The sequence below is a fragment of the Haloplanus ruber genome, assembly GCF_024494725.1.
GTDB lineage: Archaea > Halobacteriota > Halobacteria > Halobacteriales > Haloferacaceae > Haloplanus > Haloplanus ruber.
Window position 1 is genome coordinate 74,975 of record NZ_JANHDK010000002.1, and the last position, 18,056, is coordinate 93,030.

The 18,056-nt window shown below is 69.7% G+C and carries 21 protein-coding genes; 10 read left to right on the forward strand and 11 right to left on the reverse strand.

Translation table 11 applies throughout. The features are described from left to right. Window positions 1-26: 26 nt before the first annotated feature. The 3 genes from NO878_RS08430 to NO878_RS08440 form a co-directional block, all read right to left on the reverse strand. Window positions 27-641, reverse strand: a complete 615-nt coding sequence (locus NO878_RS08430; RefSeq protein WP_256405552.1) for a DUF2391 domain-containing protein — start codon at window positions 639-641, stop codon at window positions 27-29. Window positions 642-770: 129 nt separating this feature from the next. Continuing rightward, on the reverse strand, window positions 771-2,738 hold the full coding sequence (locus NO878_RS08435; protein WP_256405553.1) for a DUF460 domain-containing protein: 1,968 nt from the start codon (window positions 2,736-2,738) through the stop codon (window positions 771-773). 52 nt (window positions 2,739-2,790) lie between these two features. Then, a complete protein-coding gene (locus NO878_RS08440) occupies window positions 2,791-3,162 on the reverse strand; it encodes a hypothetical protein (protein ID WP_256405554.1) in 372 nt (123 codons plus the stop codon). 120 nt (window positions 3,163-3,282) lie between these two features. Here NO878_RS08440 and NO878_RS08445 point away from each other — a divergent pair, with 120 nt between their 5' ends. After that, entirely contained in the window at window positions 3,283-3,465 is a 183-nt protein-coding gene (locus NO878_RS08445) for a hypothetical protein (RefSeq protein WP_256405555.1), read from the forward strand. Window positions 3,466-3,471: 6 nt separating this feature from the next. Here the strand turns inward: NO878_RS08445 and rnz are convergent, their stop codons facing one another. Beyond that, on the reverse strand, window positions 3,472-4,389 hold the full coding sequence (rnz, locus tag NO878_RS08450) for a ribonuclease Z (protein ID WP_256405932.1): 918 nt from the start codon (window positions 4,387-4,389) through the stop codon (window positions 3,472-3,474). A 150-nt stretch (window positions 4,390-4,539) separates the two neighbouring features. Here rnz and NO878_RS08455 point away from each other — a divergent pair, with 150 nt between their 5' ends. Together NO878_RS08455 and NO878_RS08460 are read left to right on the forward strand one after the other, a co-directional pair. Further along, window positions 4,540-5,556 (forward strand): AAA family ATPase, encoded by a 1,017-nt coding sequence (locus tag NO878_RS08455; RefSeq protein WP_256405557.1) that lies wholly within the window; start codon window positions 4,540-4,542, stop codon window positions 5,554-5,556. Continuing rightward, on the forward strand, window positions 5,553-6,149 hold the full coding sequence (locus NO878_RS08460; RefSeq protein ID WP_256405558.1) for a protein sorting system archaetidylserine decarboxylase: 597 nt from the start codon (window positions 5,553-5,555) through the stop codon (window positions 6,147-6,149). Before NO878_RS08455 ends, NO878_RS08460 begins: the two co-directional genes overlap by 4 nt. Before the next feature lie 7 nt (window positions 6,150-6,156). Here the strand turns inward: NO878_RS08460 and NO878_RS08465 are convergent, their stop codons facing one another. Then, window positions 6,157-7,170 carry a TIGR01177 family methyltransferase gene (locus NO878_RS08465; RefSeq protein ID WP_379823593.1) on the reverse strand — a complete coding sequence of 338 codons (1,014 nt, stop codon included), beginning with the start codon at window positions 7,168-7,170 and terminating at the stop codon, window positions 6,157-6,159. Window positions 7,171-7,293: 123 nt separating this feature from the next. Between NO878_RS08465 and NO878_RS08470 the strand changes: the two genes are divergently transcribed. Next, entirely contained in the window at window positions 7,294-7,854 is a 561-nt protein-coding gene (locus NO878_RS08470; RefSeq protein WP_256405560.1) for a TATA-box-binding protein, read from the forward strand. 9 nt (window positions 7,855-7,863) lie between these two features. Next, the gene (locus NO878_RS08475) at window positions 7,864-8,238 is read left to right on the forward strand and encodes a DUF7473 family protein (protein WP_256405561.1); all 375 of its coding nucleotides are present in this window, start codon (window positions 7,864-7,866) and stop codon (window positions 8,236-8,238) included. Here NO878_RS08475 and NO878_RS08480 read toward each other — a convergent pair. Beyond that, window positions 8,185-8,466, reverse strand: a complete 282-nt coding sequence (locus NO878_RS08480) for a hypothetical protein (protein ID WP_256405562.1) — start codon at window positions 8,464-8,466, stop codon at window positions 8,185-8,187. The two genes, NO878_RS08475 and NO878_RS08480, sit on opposite strands and share 54 nt — an antisense overlap. Window positions 8,467-8,588: 122 nt before the next feature. Here NO878_RS08480 and NO878_RS08485 point away from each other — a divergent pair, with 122 nt between their 5' ends. Continuing rightward, a complete protein-coding gene (locus NO878_RS08485) occupies window positions 8,589-9,623 on the forward strand; it encodes a CPBP family intramembrane glutamic endopeptidase (protein WP_256405563.1) in 1,035 nt (344 codons plus the stop codon). A gap of 50 nt (window positions 9,624-9,673) precedes the next feature. Next, the gene (locus NO878_RS08490; RefSeq protein WP_256405564.1) at window positions 9,674-10,111 is read left to right on the forward strand and encodes a DoxX family protein; all 438 of its coding nucleotides are present in this window, start codon (window positions 9,674-9,676) and stop codon (window positions 10,109-10,111) included. On the opposite strand, the gene hisG is transcribed toward NO878_RS08490, so the two are convergent. The 3 genes from hisG to NO878_RS08505 form a co-directional block, all read right to left on the reverse strand. Further along, entirely contained in the window at window positions 10,083-10,928 is an 846-nt protein-coding gene (hisG, locus tag NO878_RS08495) for an ATP phosphoribosyltransferase (protein WP_256405565.1), read from the reverse strand. The genes NO878_RS08490 and hisG overlap by 29 nt on opposite strands. 101 nt (window positions 10,929-11,029) lie before the next feature. Further along, window positions 11,030-12,331 (reverse strand): hypothetical protein, encoded by a 1,302-nt coding sequence (locus NO878_RS08500; RefSeq protein WP_256405566.1) that lies wholly within the window; start codon window positions 12,329-12,331, stop codon window positions 11,030-11,032. Beyond that, on the reverse strand, window positions 12,328-12,975 hold the full coding sequence (locus NO878_RS08505; protein WP_256405567.1) for a hypothetical protein: 648 nt from the start codon (window positions 12,973-12,975) through the stop codon (window positions 12,328-12,330). The genes NO878_RS08500 and NO878_RS08505 overlap by 4 nt, the downstream gene beginning before the upstream one ends. A gap of 83 nt (window positions 12,976-13,058) precedes the next feature. Between NO878_RS08505 and NO878_RS08510 the strand changes: the two genes are divergently transcribed. After that, on the forward strand, window positions 13,059-14,348 hold the full coding sequence (locus NO878_RS08510) for an amidohydrolase (protein ID WP_256405568.1): 1,290 nt from the start codon (window positions 13,059-13,061) through the stop codon (window positions 14,346-14,348). Here the strand turns inward: NO878_RS08510 and NO878_RS08515 are convergent. Continuing rightward, complete coding sequence (locus tag NO878_RS08515) at window positions 14,345-15,454, reverse strand: sensor histidine kinase (RefSeq protein ID WP_256405569.1); 1,110 nt, start codon at window positions 15,452-15,454, stop codon at window positions 14,345-14,347. The two genes, NO878_RS08510 and NO878_RS08515, sit on opposite strands and share 4 nt — an antisense overlap. Before the next feature lie 92 nt (window positions 15,455-15,546). On the opposite strand from NO878_RS08515, the gene NO878_RS08520 reads away from it, so the two are divergent. Beyond that, window positions 15,547-16,824: an adenosylhomocysteinase gene (locus NO878_RS08520; protein ID WP_256405570.1), complete on the forward strand. Its 1,278-nt coding sequence runs from the start codon at window positions 15,547-15,549 to the stop codon at window positions 16,822-16,824. A 48-nt stretch (window positions 16,825-16,872) separates the two neighbouring features. Further along, the gene (hjc, locus tag NO878_RS08525) at window positions 16,873-17,295 is read left to right on the forward strand and encodes a Holliday junction resolvase Hjc (protein WP_256405571.1); all 423 of its coding nucleotides are present in this window, start codon (window positions 16,873-16,875) and stop codon (window positions 17,293-17,295) included. Here hjc and NO878_RS08530 read toward each other — a convergent pair. Beyond that, a complete protein-coding gene (locus NO878_RS08530; protein ID WP_256405572.1) occupies window positions 17,292-17,987 on the reverse strand; it encodes an SWIM zinc finger family protein in 696 nt (231 codons plus the stop codon). The genes hjc and NO878_RS08530 overlap by 4 nt on opposite strands. Window positions 17,988-18,056: the final 69 nt, after the last annotated feature.

Genomic DNA, 18,056 nt, shown 5'->3' on the forward strand with positions numbered 1-18,056 from the left:
CGGGAGCGGGAAAATATGACTTCCCCTTACGACCCGGGCAGGATGTCGCCGAGCGCCGCCCCGACACCCATCGGGACGAAGGCCACGACGACGTTGGCGAAGGCGAGTGTCGGCTCCGCCCAGTCGACCCGCCCCCACCCCGTCAGCAGGACGAGCGCCATCGTAAACGAGACGCCGACGACCCCGGCCAGCCGGCGCGGGATCACCCCGAGGATGGGCCTGTGGACGCGCACGTCTTGGAAGTCGGCGACGTAGATGATCCCGATGACGAGACCGACCCCGAACAGGATCGTCCCGCCGAGATAGAGGGGGCGGGCAACGAGGAAGTCACCGACTTCTTGGGTGCCACCCTCGACGGCCATCGGGACGCCGAACAGGAAGCTTCCGAGAACCGCCTCCGCGAGGTCGCCGCGGTCGTAGCCCCGGATCACGCGGCCAAACGGAGTCGTCGCGGTACTCGCACTCGCCGCCATCGCCACACGCATGGTTTCGTGGACCTGTCTGCGGCCAGCCGGCGTGTCGACGATGTCCGCCAGTTCCTCGAGTTCGTCGAAGAGGTCACCCATGTCGGGCGGGTCCTCGTCCCGCTCCCCGTCGCCCTCGTCGGGCCGAGGCGTTGCCCCGGACGCGTCCTCGCTCATACCCGCAGGTCTCACCCGAGACCCAAAGCCGTAGGGGGCCGGTGGCTCCTACGGGGTATCGTGAGTCAGCACCGGTGGGTCGCCGAGACGGTCCGGTGAACCACCACTACCCAGTTACCGTAGGCCGGATCAGTCGCCACTCTCGGCCCGGTGTTCGCTGATGATCTGGTCGACCATCTCCGATTTCTGCTCCTTGGACCGTTCCTCGGCGCGGCGTTCCCAGTCCTCGATTGCGGCCGCAACCTCGCTCTCGCGAGCGACCGCGAGTTCGTCTACCTCTTGGACGGTCACGTCGGCGGCGGGTGCGACGGGGACCTCGGCCTCGAACAGCACCTCGTCGGCGGCATTCGAGAGGTTCCCGGACCGGAGGACGAGGCGCGGCTCCGTCGCCGCCAGACGCTCGGCGGTCGACCGGCCGGCGCCACTGGCGTCCCGGAGATAGATCACATCGCCCGCAGCCAGCCCGAAGGCTGTGTCGGCGTCGTCGATGGCGTCCCGGGTGAACTGCTCGATCATCTTCACGGGGACGAGGTCGCGGCCCGCCGACACGTCGGCAAAGTCGGAGTGATCGAGCTTCCAGAGGGTTTTCAGCCGCTCTAACTTCGATTCGAGTTCGTCCGCGCGCTCGCGCTCTTGGTCGCGGTCGCGCTCCAGTCGCTCGGTTTCGCGCTCCAGCCGGTTGATCTCGCGGCGCTCGCGCACCTCGCGGCGCTCCTCGCGGCGAGCCTCCGAGAGCTCTTCCTCGAACTCCGCGATTCGCTCGTCTTTCTCTTCGAGGCGGCCGCGGAGGTCGTCGACGGTGTCCTCCAGCCGGTCGACCTGTCGTTCGAGACGCTTGATGCGTCGCTCCTCCGGCGTGAGTTCCCGCGGTTCGTGGGTCGACTCGGCCTCCTCGTCGCCGTCGTCGTCGGACAGTTCGTGGAGCGCCGCCTCGACGGATTCCTCGCCGGCGACGACGCGTTCGAGCACCTCACCACGGTCGAACTGCGGGGGCACCTTCCGGGTGATCCGCTCGAACTGGTCCGCGTAGCCGTCGAAGGCAAAGAGCGCGGCAGCCATCGCGTCGCGTTCGTGGTCGTTGTCGTAGGTGTGCTCGCGAGTGCGGTGAAGTTTCTCGTCGACCGGAAGGTCGGCGTCGGGGACCCAACCCGCCGCGTCGAAGCTTCGGCGGAACTTCTCGACGGTTTCGGGCATCGGCTCGACGTCGGCGGCGACGACGACCGGCCGCCCGCGGTCGACGAGCCACTCGATGACGTCCGCGGTGTCCGCGGTGCGCGTCGAGAGCACGTCGAGCACCTCGCCGTCCAGCGAGACGACAGCCGCGGCGGTGGTCGTCCCGGGGTCAACCCCGACGAGGACGCGGTCCCGCCGTTTCACCAGCGGTTCGAACTCGATGCCGTCGCGGCGCTCCCGCTCGATTTCGACGCGCGTGTCGCCGGCGCGGGACTTGCCCACCGGGAGGTCGTCGGGCGCCGCCTCGACGGTGAAGGTGGCGTTGGCGTAGCCGCCGTACTTCTCGGTTATCTCGCGCTCGTAGTCGAGATTCGCCTCGTCGAGCGCGTCGGCCACCTCGCGGGCGCGTTTCTTGACGTTTCCGTGGATCCGCCGGGTGTAGCGATCCTGACTCCACCCGCCCGATCCAGTCGACCGCCCACGGGATACCTTCACCGTCGTCGTGTCGGCGAAGGCAGTTACCTCGTGGCCGACATTGGCGGCGGCGAGGCGGGCCGCGGCCTCCGCCTCCGCCATCGGCTTCTTGCCGTAGGGGACGCCGTGACGCGAGGCGACCCGGGAGAGGGGTTCCGGCCGCTCGGCGCCGGTCACCTGGACCAGTCGCGTCCCCCCGGGAAGCCACCGGAGAAAGCGCACGAGGTCGTCGTGATCGGTCGCGAGTTCGTAGACGTTGTCGGTGGCGACGATAGTCGGCTCCTCACGCTCGATCAGGCGTCGGAGCTTGCGGAAGGACACGACGTCCCGGTCGAGGTTCTCACCGTCGTAGGCGACAACCGCGTAAGACGGGGCGTCCCCGCGGACGTCGCCGCTCTGTACGTCGACGCCGAACACTAGCGCGTCGAGCGCACTCGTCCGGGCGTTCACGACTCGCGGTAGGTGGGCGTTGGATAAATACTCCACGCCGACAGCGGCCGGACTACAGCGCCGCGACGACTAGCGCCGTCGCCACCGCGGCCAGGACGACGCTAATCACGCTGAGGCGAAGGGCGTAGCGGCGGTCACGCCGGCGGTGGCTCGGGTCGGTGACCGCACCGGTTCCGTCCTCGCCGGCGAAGTCGTACCGGCCGAGGAGCGCGAGGCGCACGCAGAACCCTTCGTAGGCCTGAATCCCCCACTCGAAGGCCACAGCGAAGGGAACGAACACGCCGACCAACAGCAGTTTGGGGAGAGCGCCGACGAGATATGCGGCCACGACGGCGCTCGCGACCAACAGTCCAGCCGCGGAGAACACGGCTCGGCGGCGGCGCTGACGAGAACCGATGTTGCACTGGGCGGGTCGGTAGTCCACGGTCGACCAACGTCCCGAGGTCAGTTGACGGTTTTCACTTCTGTCGAGGCGCCCAGGGGCCAGCGATCCGGGCGAGCCGTCCGTCGAAACCGACTTATCCGCGACCGCCGACCGCCCGGCATGGTCGACCCGCAGGTCGTTCGCCTGACGACCCTCTGGTTCGTGGTACTGACGTTCGTCCGGACCGGTTCCGGCGGCGGCGGGCCGCTGATCAGGGTCATCGGATTCGTCGCCCTCCTGCTCGTGTACGCCCTCCCAGTGGCCATCGTCGGCATCCTCGTGACCGGCGCGTCGGCGGACTGAGACTCCCTACTCGGGGTAGGGAACGTCGACGGTCTGGCCATCACTGGCGACGAAGCACTCGCCGTCGAAGGCGGCCGTCGCGTCCCGTTCGAGGCGCTCCCACGTGCCGGCGTATCGCGAGGAGACGTGCGTCAGCGCGAGGCGCTTGGCGCCGGCGCGGGCGGCCACCTCGGCGGCTTCGCGGGCGGTCGAGTGACCGGTTCGACGGGCCCGTTCGGCCTCGTCGGCCGCGAACGTCGCGTCGTGAACGAGGAGGTCGGCGTTCGCGGCCGTCTCGACGACGGCCTCAACGGGGCGGGTGTCGCCAGTGTACACCAGCCGCCGGCCGGGGCGGGGCGGGCCGACCACCTGTTCGGGGTCGATCACGCGCCCGTCGTCGAGTTCGACCGACTCGCCCTCGTGGAGGCGGCCGAACTTCGGGCCGACCGGCACGCCGAGTTCCTCGGCTCGCTCCCGGTCGAAGCGCCCAGGGCGGTCGTCCTCGACCAGCGCGTACCCCATCGAGCGGGTGCGGTGTTCGGTTTCGACGGTGCGGACCTCGAACGACGCGGCGTCGTAGGCGACCGACCCCGGCGCGACTTCGTGGATACGAACGGGGTAGCCCGGGCGGTGGCCGCCGGCGTGGACCAAGCGCTCCATCTCGCCCCGGGCGCCCGGGGGGACGTGAATCGCCAACGGGTCGGCGCGGTCGTTGAAGTCGAGTGACTGGATCAAGCCCGGAATCCCGAGGATGTGATCGCCGTGGAGGTGCGTGACGAAGATGTGAGAGACGTCGAAGCCGGTGCCGAACCGCATCATCTGTCGCTGTGTTCCCTCGCCGCAGTCGAAGAGAAACCGCTCCCCCTCGCGGTTGACGAGGACGGCACTCGGCGCCCGCTGTGTCGTCGGAACGGCCCCGCTGGTGCCGAGGAACGTCACGCGCATCGACATACGATCCGCTCCGAGCGGGGGCCGTAAACCCGTATCGGTGTCGGTAGCGCCCGCCATCACGTCGGCCGGGGTCGTAGTGTGCCCGAAGCCGACCCGGCCCCGAGACATAGGGATTCTTACCCGTCGGTCGACTAGGAGGCGCCGATGGACGCCCCGCTCTGGACGGACACACACGCCCCGAGCCTCGACGACTTGCCACAGTCGTCGGTCCGTGACCGCCTCCGGCGGGCGGTCGACGAGCCGATGAACCTCGTCGTCCAGGGGCCACCGGGGGCCGGCAAGACGGCGGCCGTCCGGGCCCTCGCCGAGGCCGCCCACGCGGACCCCGCAAACGACCTCGTGGAGATCAACGTCGCGGACTTCTTCGGCCGTACGAAGAAGGAACTGCGGGAGGACCCCCGGTTCGAGCAGTTTCTCGCCGGGCGGTCCCGCATGGCGAAACGCGACATGATCAACCGCGTGCTGAAGGAATCCGCGAGCTACGCCCCGATGTCGGGCGACTACAAGACCATCGTCCTCGACAACGCCGAGGCGATCCGCGAGGACTTCCAACAGGCGCTCCGCCGGGTGATGGAGCAGTACCACCGCACCACCCAGTTCGTGATCGTCACCCGCCAGCCCTCGACGCTCATCGCGCCCATCCGGTCCCGGTGTTTTCCGGTGCCGGTCCGGGCGCCGACGAGCGACGAAATCGAGGCCGTCGTCGAGGGAATCCTAACCGCCGAGGACGTCCCGTACGACGAGGACGGCCTGGAGTTCGTGTCCGGCTACGCCGAGGGCGACCTCCGGCGGGCGATCCTCGGCGCACAGACGACCGCCGAACAGGCCGACGAGGTGACCATGTCGACGGTTCACGAGACGCTCCAAGACGTTGGCCACGACGACGACCTAGAGTCGGTGCTCGCCGCCGCGGAGGCCGGCAACCTGACCGACGCCCGCAAGACCGTCGGGACGCTCCTCGACGACGAGGGGTACGATGGCCAGTCTCTACTCGTGGACCTACTGTCGGCGGCTCGCAGGCGCTACGACGGCGAGGAACTCGCCCACCTCCACCGCCTCGCCGGCGACATCGACCACGACTTGGTGACCGGGACCGACGACCGCCTCCACCTCGCGCACCTACTGTCGACGTGGGGCGCACGGGCCGAGGGGCAGTCGTGAGACTGGCACCCGGCGCTCGGCGGTACGCCCTCCCACCGCTCGTCGCCGCGGTGCCGCTCGCGTTCGTCGCCCCGCCACTGGCCGCGTTGGCGCTCGCGCTCGGCGGGTTCGTCGTCCACTTCTTCCGCGATCCGGCGCGGTCACCGCCGCCCCGAGGCGTGGTCTCACCGGCCGACGGCCGCGTCTCCGTCGTCCGCGAGGAGGACGGCCGTCTCCGCGTCGGCGTGTTCATGAACGTCACCGACGTGCACGTCCTTCGGGCACCGCGGGCGGGCGTCGTCGAGTCGCTGACCCACCGGCCGGGCGCCCACCGCCCCGCCTTCAGCAAGGACTCGGACCGCAACGAGCGCGTGGACGTGACTCTCGATACCTGCGAGTGTTCGATGATCGCCGGCTGGTTCGCCCGCCGCATCCACCCCTACCTCTCGACGGGCGAGGAGGTGAGCCGGGGTGACCGGATCGGTCACATCGCCTTCGGGAGTCGGGCCGACGTCCTCCTGCCACCGGCGTACGACCGTGACGACCTGCTAGTCGCCGAGGGCGACACCGTGCGCGCCGGGGAGACGGTCGTGGCGCTTTCCGCGGCGGCCTGAGTTGCGATCACCGGAGAAGGTGGACGTGCCGAACGAGCGAGCCGTGAACCCGCCGTTCGAACGTGGTCTCGACGGTCCAACCAGCCGCGCGCGCTGCCTCGCTCCAGGAGCGGTCGCCGACGACGACGGCTCGCGGCGCCACCCGCCGTGCCTCCGTCAGCGCACCGCCCACGAGGTCAGCGAGCGAGTGGCGTTCGATCTTCGACTGGCGGCCGTAGGGTGCGTCGAAGACGACGGCGTCGATGGCGTTGCCATCTGCCAGAGAGGTCACCGACCTCTCGCTGTCGACGGCGTTGTCGTCAGCGAGCGGCAGACGGGTCGCGTCCCCGCGCAGGATCGTCGGCTCGGTGTCGAGATACGCCCGGCAGTTCTCGCGGGCGCCATGGACCATCTTCCACTGGGCGTCGATCCCGACAGGGCGAGCGCCGATCAGGCCCGCCTCGATCAGGGTGCCGCCGGTGCCACACATTGGATCGAGAAGCCGGTCCCCGGGACCGACGCCGGTCAGATTGACGAGCGCGCGGGCGTCGAGGGGGGACATACTCCCCGGCTGGAAGAACGGGCGGTCGGTGGGGCGGCGGTCGCCGTAGTCCCGGACGCTCTCGGCGGCGAGCCATCCGACGAGACAGGTGTCGCCCGCGAAACACGCCCGGAGTTCGTGGTCGGGGGAATCGAGGTCGACCGTGAAGCCACGGTCGACGAGCGTCGCTCCTAGGGCGCGCTCGACGCGACGGGTGTCGACGCCCGCCGTCCCCCGCACGTCGCGAGCGCGGACGGCGACGCTTCCCGTCCGGGCTATCGTCGCCGCCTCGACCAGTGCCCGGGCGGCGTCGACGCTCGCCGCGGCGCGGCCGAGCAGGTGGCTGGCGCGGTGCGTGTAGGCGAGCGACCGGAGGCGCTCGGCGTCGACGCCGCGGGCCGTCGCGAGACCGGGCGCAACCACCTCGACTCCCGTCGCCGCACACGCCGCTTCCCGGGCGGCGAAGGCGTCGTCCTCGCCCGCGAGTTCGAGACCGTACACGCGTCGTCGTCCGCGGCCCGGACGCATGAGGATACCGGACCGTCACCGACCGCTCCCGGAATTGACGTATCAGCTACGCGCACCAACCTTTTTGAACCTTAAATACGACACTTAAGTCGATACATGACCGATCCCAAGGAGACGATAAACATCGAGAACGTGGTGGCTTCTACCGGCATCGGGCAGGAACTCGATCTTCAGAGTGTCGCCATGGACTTGGAGGGGGCCGATTACGACCCCGAGCAGTTTCCCGGGCTCGTCTATCGGACACAGAACCCGAAGTCGGCGGCACTGATCTTCCGGTCCGGCAAAATCGTCTGCACGGGCGCGAAGTCGACGGCGGACGTCCACGAGAGCCTCCACATCGTCTTCGATAAGCTCCGCGACCTCCGAATCAACGTCGACGAGGAACCCGACATCGTCGTCCAGAACATCGTCACGAGCGCGGATCTGGGGCGCAACCTCAACCTGAACGCCATCGCCATCGGACTGGGACTGGAGAACATCGAATACGAACCCGAGCAGTTCCCCGGTCTGGTCTACCGACTCGACGACCCCGACGTGGTCGCGCTCCTCTTTGGCTCCGGCAAACTCGTCATCACGGGCGGCAAGCAGCCCGAGGACGCCGAGGAAGCCGTCGACGTCATCGTCTCCCGGCTCGAAGAACTCGGTCTCCTGGGATAACCGACGCAGATGGGTCCTTTGCAGACGGGTGTCGGGTCGGCGCCGCCGCTCGCCGTCGCCGGCACCGTCGCCCTCTTTGCGCTGTTTCTCTCCGTAACCGCCCACCTCGCCGCCCGGAACGTTCTCGGCGACGTGCCGATCAAGAACGCGTTCCTGGTTGGCCCCGTCCCCGCCGGGGTCGCCGTCGTCGCGGCGGCGCTGGAACTCCCTTCCATCCCCGCGGTGCTGGTCGCACTCGCCCTCGATGCCGTCCTCGTGTGGTACGTCTACGACCTCGACCGCCGGTTCACCGCCGGCGTCACGGCCATCCACGCCGTCATCAGCGTCATCCTAGGGAGCGTTATCTTCAGCCTCTACGTGCTCGTCCGCTCGGCCCCGGGGTGACCACAGCGCGCCGACGGCCGTCCGGACGCTCCGCACCCCCAGCGCCCCGAACACGGAGGCGACGCCGATACCGACACCGGTCGCCGCCGCCCCAACGTCACCCAGTAGGAGTCCAACCGCGTAGGTGGCGATACCGAGCGCAGCCCCGGCCGAACAGAGCGAGTCGACCGCGTCGACCGGCGATTCGACCGACGGTAGCAGGTCGTGGTCGGTGGTCGCGGAGCTCATACCGTGCCCTTTGTTCTCAGGGAACACATAAGTTGTGTATATATTCATTATAGAATCTGATTGAACTTTCCTGGCACGGGGTGACGGCAACTCCTATTGACGGCGCCACCCAAGTACGGGCGATGGGGCCACGAGCGTTGCTGTGGAACGACGACGAACGCCGGCCGCGGGCACTCCTCCGGGTCGCGTTGCTCGTCGTCGTCACCGTGTTGTTGACCGTCGGGACGAGCCTGGGTGTTGGCGCTACGGGGAGTATCAGGGCGCTGCAGGGGGCGCTGACGGCGGCAGTCGGCGAGGCCGTCGCCGCGGCCGTCGGGACCGTCGTGAGCATCGCCCTCGTGGGGGGTGTCGTCTCGCTGTCGGTGGTGATCGCCGGACGGTACGTCGACCGGCGTCGACTGCGCGATTTCGGCTTCCGGCTGGATCGGGACTGGTGGCTCGATCTCGGGTTCGGTCTCGCGCTCGGCGCGGGGCTGATGACGCTCGTGTTCGGCGTCTCACTTGCCGCCGGATGGCTGCGGGTCACGGGGACCCTCGACCCACGCGATGACTTCGTCGCCCGCTTTCTCGTCTTGATCGCTGTCTTTCTCGTCGTCGGCGTCTACGAGGAACTGCTCGCGCGGGGCTATCTCCTGACGAACGCCGCGGAGGGGCTGGCCGGATGGATAGGGCGTCGGGGCGCCGTCGGCGTCGCCGTCCTCTGCTCGTCGCTCGTGTTCGGTCTCGCACACGCCAACAACCCGAACGCGACGACGCTGAGCACCGCCGCCATCGTCCTCGCGGGAGGGATGCTCGCGGCGGGATACGTCCTGACGGGCGAACTCGCCGTGCCCATCGGTCTCCACATCACCTGGAACCTGTTTCAGGGCGGCGTCTACGGCTTTCCCGTCTCCGGTCTCGGCGTCGACACGAGCCTCCTCGTCGTCGAGGTGTCGGGACCGCGACTCCTCACGGGCGGGAACTTCGGCCCCGAGGCCGGCCTACTCGGGGTCGGCGCGATGGCCGTCGGAACGGTTGCCATCGCCCTGTGGGCGCGGTGGCGCACGGGACACGTGGGGATCGACCCGTCGGTGACGACCCCAGACCTGCGGGAGACGGGCGAGGAACGGGAGGTCGACAGCGACCGCTGGGAACCGACGCCGGGCGACCGGGAGTGACCGTCGGGTACCCAAACTCGCTTCACCCCCGTCGCCGTAGTGAGGGGTAGATGCGCCTCCCGCTGTCCCGGTTCAAACGCCCGCTTCTGTACGTCATGGGGCCGCTCTACGTCGTCGCCGGCGTCCTGCATTTCGTCGTTCCCGAACTGTACGTTCAGATCGTGCCGCCGGCGCTCCCCGCGCCGCTCGCGCTCGTCTATCTGTCCGGGATCGCCGAAGTCGGCGTTGGGGTCGGCGTGCTGGTGCCGCGGACGCGACGGTACGCGGCGTGGGCGACGGTCGCGTTGCTCGTCGCCGTCTTCCCCGCAAACGTCTACATGGCCGTCTCGATGGTCGTCGTCGAGGGGGCGCCCGGCGGCGGCGATCCCTCGGCGTTCGCTCGCTGGGTGCGACTACCGCTACAGGGCGTGTTGATTCTCTGGGCGTACTGGTACACGGGCGATGCCACGGACGGCGACGCTACTCAACCAGCCGCTCGATTTCGGTGACGAGGATGTCGCTCGCGCCAATCGCCTGCAGGTCGTTGATGACGCCGAAGACGGCCTGTTCCTCGACGACGGCGTGGACCGCCACGTCGTCGGTGCCCGCCACGTCCATCACCGTCGGGCCGCCCATGCCGGGCAACACGTCCCGTACGTCGTCGAGGCGGTCCTCGGGCACGTTCAACATCAGGTAGCGGCGGTCCTCGGCCGCGAGGACGGACTCGAAGGCCGTCACGAGTTGTTGCACCTTCTCGTTGTCGACGGCGTCGGGGTGAGCGACCAGGCGGACGGAACTCGCGAGCACCTCCGCAATCTCGGTCAGACGGTTGACCCGCAGCGTCGTCCCCGTCGACGTGATGTCGACGATGGCGTCGGCCATGTCGACGTGAGGCGTCAGCTCCGTCGCACCAGTCACCTCGACCACCTCGGCGTCGACCCCCTGTTCGGCGAAGAAGTCGCGGGTGATTCGGGGGAACTCGGTGGCGACGGTGCCCCCGTCGAGATCCGCGACCGTCTCGATCCGGCCGTCCTCGGGCGCCGCGACGACGAGTCGACACCGACCGAACTCCAGATCCAGTAGGTCGGTCAGGTCGTGACCCGACTCGCGGACCTGATCCAGGCCGGTGATCCCGACCGCGGCCGCGCCATCAGCGACGTACTCGGGAATGTCGGCCGCACGAGCGAACAGCGCCGTCACGTCGGGATCAACCGTGTCCGCGTACAGTTTCCGGTCCGCGCCGCCCTGGAGGTGTAGCCCGGCGCGTTCGAGCAGGTCTATCGACGGATCGTGCAGGCGGCCCTTGTTGGGGACGGCGATGCGCATTATCGGACTGTCGCGGGCAGGGGGGAATTGCTTTTCGGGGGCGGGGTCGCGTGACCGCAGGGTGCTGTGGCCGCGAACCGGGTGCGCCGCCGGAGCGCCGGCTACGCTGCTCGCAACGCTGCGGCGACCCGTCGGCTCACCGCCGGCGTCGCCCGCGCTCGTGCCGCGACGGTCAGATACGTCGCGGCGTCGTCGCGGAGCCAAGAGGTCCGGACACTTTCACCCTCGATAGACAGTTCCTCGTCGGCCCGCGCCAGCTGATCGGCGAGTCCGGTCGTGGCGTGCCGCGTCAGCGCCGGGTCCGCCGGCGACGCCTCGGCGGCGCGAAGCGCCTCGATAGCGGCCGTCCGCACGGCGTTCACGTCCGCGGCCGACTCGAGGGCGAACGTCTCGCCCTCGCGCACCTGCTCGCGGAGGGACCGGAAGGCCGCAAGCGTGACGAAGGAGGCGTGGGCCCACGTGAGTGCCTCGGCGGGTGCGGCGTCGGTCCAGTCGTCGTCGTCCGACGGATCGACCGGTCGGAAGAGTTCCTCCAGCGCCTCGGCGGCCGGCGTGTCCGCGACATCGACCCCATCGATCCGCCACGGCTCCCGCGGGTCGACCGACGACAGGGCGTCCTGCTCGTCCTCGAACGCCTCGTGCAGTCGCCGTCGGGCGTCGATCAGTCGCGGTCGGAGGTCGACGGGGTCGTCGAGCGACGCGGTCAGCCGGTCGTAGCAGTGGGCGGCGTCCTCGACGGCGACGCGGGCGCGTTCGACCTCCTCGGCAATCTCGCCGACTCCGAGCGAGGTGCCGGGGCGATAGCGGCGGGGTTCGCCGATGATGTGGCTCCGACCGGACACAATTCGGTCTTCGATGGCGGCGTGGACGAGCATCGCCTCGACGGGGTCGGCACCGACGTAGCGCCACCGCTCTCGGAGTGCCCGCCGGTCCGCCCGGACCGTCTCGGCCTCGGCCGCGAGGTCCTCCCGGGTCAGCCCCGCGTCGATGGCCCGCCACGCGCCGGCGGCAAAGCGTGCCTCGGCCCGCGCGTCCGCGAAGGCCAGCAGCCGCTCGAACGGGGTCGAGGCCTCGGCCGACGCCGAGAGTCGCTCGGCGGCGCGGCGACGCGCGTCGCGAAGCTTCTCGCGGATGGCGCCGTTCGGAATCTCGTCGGGACCGAGGCTCGCGGGCACCGCATCGAGAAGCGACCGCGCCCGGCGTTCGGTCGCGGCGAGGTGATCGGAGCCGATATCGACCGGGAGCCGTGCGGGAACCGTCGGCGCCGAGTCGCTGGCGACGGCACGGACGGCGGCGGCGTCGAGTTCGGGGGGAACAGACTCCGAGTCGAGGGGGTTCGCGCCGCTACAACCGGCGAGGGCTCCGAGGAGAGCGAGCGCCCCCCGTCGGCTGAGGCGAGTCATCGCGCTCCTCCGTCGTCGCTCCGGTTCCGCCGGCGTCGCAGGTGCTCGTTGCTCCGCTCGCAGGTGCCCGAGCCGCGACTCGACCCGTAGCTGCTCACGTCGTCGGGGTCGAGCGCCTCGGGGATGCGGATCAGCGTCACGAGCACGTCGCGGGCGTCGGTCTCACAGGCGACGTCCGCGTCGCGGTAGTAGCGGGCGTAGTCGGTGTCGACTTCCGTCTCCGACCAGCGGACGTGACAGAGGTCCTGCGTAAAACACTCGCGGATGCCGGCCTGGTCGACGTACACCGTGGCGGCGTCGTAGTCGGTCGCGTCGAGAAAGTCGCGAGCGTCCGCGGCGCCGTCGACGTCGGCGATGGAGATCGCGGCCGCGTCGTCGGCGTCGGCGACGAAGCGGCGGGTAGTCCAGTGTCGGCGCCGCGCGTCGTCGTCCGTGCCTGGCTGGGTCGTCGGCCGGTCGCCGGACCAGAGAATCGGCCCGGGATCGGAGCTGCGGAGGCTGTGTGACTCGGGGTCGAAGGCGACGTTGTCGGTGGTTTCGGGCGGATAAGTCGACGACGACTCGCCGGAACAGCCGGCGAGGCCGACGCCTGCGAGCAGCGTCGCTACGCGCTGGAGGGTTCGTCTTCGCGTCGTGGAGGGCATCTTCCGCCACACTCCCGGAGCGACGCCTAAATCTCTTTTTGCCGATCCCCGGCGCTTAACTCGCCCGGGGGATCAGGAGGGGTATGGGGACGCTTCTGATCCACGGCGGTCGCGTCCTACGCCCGGACATGACCGTCGTCGACGCGGACGTACTGGTGGACCGCGAGGCGGGCGATATCGTCGCGGTCGGCCCGGATCTCTCGGGCGATGAGACCCTCAACGCTGACGGCGGGTTGGTGATTCCGGGGCTGGTGAACGCACACACCCACGTCGCCATGACGCTCCTGCGGGGGCACGCCGACGACAAGCCGCTGGATCGGTGGCTCCGCGAGGATATCTGGCCGGTGGAGGCGGCGCTCGAACCGGGGGACATCGAGGCCGGGGCCGAACTCGGCGTCTTGGAGATGATCCGCTCGGGCACCACCGCCTTCGCGGACATGTACTTCGAAATCGACCGCACGGCCGCGGTCGTCGAGCGGGCGGGCCTGCGGGCCCGTCTCGGTCACGGCGCCATCTCCGCCGGGAAGTCGGAGGCGGCAGCCCGCGCCGACATCGAGGAGAGCGTCGAGATGGCGCGGCGGTTCGACGGCGCCGCCGACAGCCGGATCTCGACGGCGGTGATGCCCCACAGCCTCACGACGGTGACACCAGACTTGCTCTCGCTCGCCGCCGAGGGGGCGGCCGACGCCGGCGTCCCGGTACACTACCACGCCAACGAGACCGCCGACGAGGTCGACCCAATCGTCGAGAAGCGAGGTCGCCGACCGCTGATGTGGGCGCAGGACCTCGGCCTCTGTCGCGAGAGCGATTTCCTGGCACACGGTGTCCACCTCGACGGTGACGAGATCGATCTTCTGGCAGAGACGGGGACGGGCGTCGTCCACTGTCCGGCCTCGAATATGAAACTCGCCTCGGGAATGGCGCCAATCCAACGCCTGCTCGATGCGGGCGTGACCGTCGGTCTCGGCACCGACGGCGCCGCCTCGAACAACGACCTCGACCTCTTCGACGAACTTCGCGACGCGGCTATGCTGGGCAAACTCGCCGCCGGGGACGCGAGCGCGGTCGCTGCCCCGGACGCCGTCCGGATGGCGACCGCGGGTGGGGCCGCGGTGCTTGGAATCGATGCGGGGCGGATCGAACCGGGCGCGGCGGCCGACCTCGCCGTCGTCGACCTCGACGCCCCACATCTGACGCCCGATCACGACCTCGTGAGCCACCTCGCCTACGCCGTCAACGGATCGGACGTGCGCCACACGGTCTGTGACGGGCAGGTGCTCATGCGCGACCGCGAGGTGCTGACGCTTGACGCGGCGGCGGTGATGGCGCGGGCCGAGCGACGCGCTCGCGACCTGGTAGCGCGGGCGGACTAGTCGGCGGCCGGCAGCCGAATCGTCACCGCGGTGCCGCCCGGGTCCGGATGCTCGATGTCGACCGTCCCCCCGGAGCGCTCGGTGATCCACGCGACGAGCCACAACCCCAAGCCGTCGCTGTGATCGAGCGACGTCTCCTCGGCCGCACGGTGGACGGCGACCTCTCCGGACGGGATGCCCTCCCCGTCGTCGCGGACGGTCAGGGCGACGACCCCGTCACCGCGGTCGGCCTCGACCTCGATCCGGGGGCTGTGGTTGTGCCGGGCGGCGTTGTCGAGGAGTTCCTCGACGGCACGGCCGACGAGCGGTGACGCCCGAACCGGGAGCGTCTCGGGGAGCGTCGTGACGACGCTCGCGTCCGGAAAGGACTCCCGGAGGGCGGCGACCGCCGTCTCGACGACGGGAACCAGATCTGTCGGTCGGGGACCCATCGCGGCGTCGGTGCGAAGCCGCTCCAGTTCGCGGAGTTCCTCGGTTGCTCGGCCGAGGTCCGTGCCGGCATCGTGAATCGTCCGCGCCCGGGAGCGCAGCGTCTCGGCGTCGGCGTCGGCGGCGTCGCTCCGGAGGCGATCCGCGGTGCCGACGATCAGGTTGAGCTTGTTGCGGAAGTCGTGGCGGTGGACGCGGCTGAGGACGCTGAGTCGCTGGCGGAAGTCGTCGGCGCGGCGGTGTTCGGCGGTGAGTTGGCGACGGAGGCGGCGCTGGCGGGCGTCGTAGAGGCCGACCAACAGGCCGAGAACGGCCCCGCCGGCTGCGACGTTGACGACGACGACCGGAAGCGTCGACAGGGGGACAACGGAGTCGAGAGCGACCAGAGCACCGCCGATGACGGCGGTGAACGCGAGCGTGCCGAAGAGCGTCCAGCCGCTGATGCGAAGCGCCGAGGTGCCGAGGTCGTAGCGGTAGACACAGATGGCGCCGGCAAAGAGCGTCGCGGCGAGACCAAGCGGGACGACCAGCCCGAGTACCGAGCCGAGGCGGCCGGCCGAGTCGAGCGCCGTCGCGGTGTGGACGGCCACGAAGGCCCACCCCAGGGCGACGAGGATCCCACCGCCCGCCACAGCCCGGGGGTCCGCGCCGTGGACGGGGCGTGGCCAGAGAGTCACCAGCGGAAATTACGCGACCATCATCAAAATAGCCACGGCCGCTCGTCGCGGGGAGACGGTAGGGTTTTGCCGCCGCTCGCGCTACAATACGTATGACACGCACGATAGCCGAGCGCCTCGACGACCCCGCGAGCGCGCGGGCCGCGGGGCGACGGAAGATGGACTGGGCCGAGGCCCACATGCCCATCCTCGCTGCGCTCCGCGAATCATTCGCTGCCGACGAACCGCTCGCCGGCGAGCGAATCGCCATGGCGATGCACGTCGAGGCCAAGACGGCCGTGTTGGTCGAACTCCTCGCGGTCGGCGGTGCGGAGGTTGCCATCGCGGGCTGTAATCCGCTGTCGACACAGGACGACGTGAGTGCGGCGCTCCACGCCGTCGACGGCGTCACCTCCTACGCCTCTCACGGGGTCGACACCGACGAGTATTACGACGCCATCGAGGCGGTCGTCGGCGTCGATCCGACGATCACCGTCGACGACGGTGCCGACATGGTCACGCACATCCACGACGAACACCCGGAGCTGATTCCCCAGCTCAAGGGCGGGTGCGAGGAGACCACCACGGGCGTCCACCGCCTGCGGTCGATGGCCGACGATGGCGCCCTCGACTATCCGATGTTCGCGGTCAACGACACGCCGATGAAGACGCTGTTCGACAACGTCCACGGCACCGGCGAGTCAGCCCTCGCCAACATCGCCATGACGACGAATCTCTCGGTCGCGGGCAAGACCGTCGTCGTCGCGGGATACGGCTACTGTGGCCGCGGCGTCGCGAAGAAGGCGGCGGGCATGAACGCCGACGTGATCGTCACCGAGGTCGACCCCCGGCGAGCGCTGGAGGCCCACATGGAGGGCTACGACGTGATGCCGATGCGCGAGGCCGCAAGCGAGGGTGACATCTTCGTGACGACGACCGGCAACCGCGATGTCGTCACCCGCGCGGACTTCGAGCGGATGGCCGACGGCGCGCTCCTGGCCAACGCCGGTCACTTCGACGTCGAAATCAACCTCGAAGACCTCGACGAGATGGCCGTCTCGACCCGCGAGGTCCGCGACGGCGTCCAAGAGTACGAACTGTCGGACGGCCGCCGACTGAACGTGCTCGCGGAGGGGCGACTGGTGAACCTCGCCGGCCCCCTGTCGATGGGCCACCCCGTCGAGGTGATGGACCAGAGCTTCGGCGTTCAGGCGGTCTGTGCCCGCGAACTCGCCGCGAATCACGCGGACTACGACCCCGGCGTCCACGACGTTCCGGATCGACTGGACAGGGAGGTCGCGGAGGTGAAACTCGACGCCGAGGACATCGCTATCGACGACCTCAGCGACGAGCAACGCGAGTACATGGACTCCTGGGACCACGGAACCTGAGGGCGAGCGGTCCGGTAACTTAAGAGCCGCCGTCGCCCAGTCGAATCCATGTCCGCGAATCGCAAGGGCGACCGTCGGGAGCGCGAACTCGTCAACGAACTCGACGCGGCGGGCTTTGCGGTGATGCGCGCCCCCGCGAGTGGGAGCGCCACGGAGCGTGACCTCCCCGACGTGTTGGCCGGCGACGGTGACCGTTTTTTCGCCATCGAGGCGAAATCCAGCGCCGGTGATCCGATCTATCTCTCGGGCGAGGAGGTTGAGTCGCTGATCTACTTCGCGCGCAATTTCGGCGCTAACGCCCGAATCGCCGTCCGTTTCGACCGCGAGGACTGGTACTTCTTCCATCCCGACGACTGCTACGTCACCGATGGCGGCAACTACCGGGTCAAAAAGGAGACGGCGCTCGCCGACGGCGAGGATCTGTCGGCGCTCGCCGGCCACTCGACGCAGGTTCGTCTCGACGACGCCTAGGCGGCGCTTAGCCGTGCGTCGGCGGTGGCCGAGAGGTCGGCCCCGGCACCTCCATCGTCCCCCTCGATCCGAGGCGGACGCAGGCGAGACGCCGGGAAGGCGTACACGGACACCGGCCCGTCGCGCCGGAGGGCGTCGACGTAGACGGCCCTGAAGACGGGTTCGTGACGGCCGTACTCGGCGTTCGACGGGTAGTCGGCGACGAGACGCCCCTCGTCGGTCTCGACGCGGTCGGCACGCGCCCCCGTAGCGGCGACGACGAGGAGTCGGTCGCCCGTCTCCCGGTCGACGACGGGGCGGCCCGGGCGGTGGGTGTGGCGCACGCAGAGCGCCGGGCCGCGGGCGGTCGTGGGGACGAACGCCCGTCCGCCACAGACCGCACAGACGGCGGTCCGGCGGCCCGGCGGTGGGACGAGGCGGGCGGTCACTTCGAGGGCGACCCGACGGAGGTGTTTGCACCGCCTACCCCTGATCTCGTGGTCCGGGCAGGTGCAGGTCGTAGCGTCGAGGTCGACGACGTACGTCTCGCCGTCGCCATCGGTCTCGACGGCGTACCGGCCGTCGCGGAGTGGCCGGACGGCCATGGGTTCGACGCGGGCGCGCCGGGCGCGACCGGTCGTGTCGGCGGCCGGCAGCGTGGTCTTCGAGCGGGTGGCTGGCAGTGACGCGGGTGTGTGTGCTGAGTGCGTCATGGTGTGACTGAGGGTGGGTGACTGCGGGGCGATCAGAGGCGCATGACACCGGTGGAATCCCGGCATCGT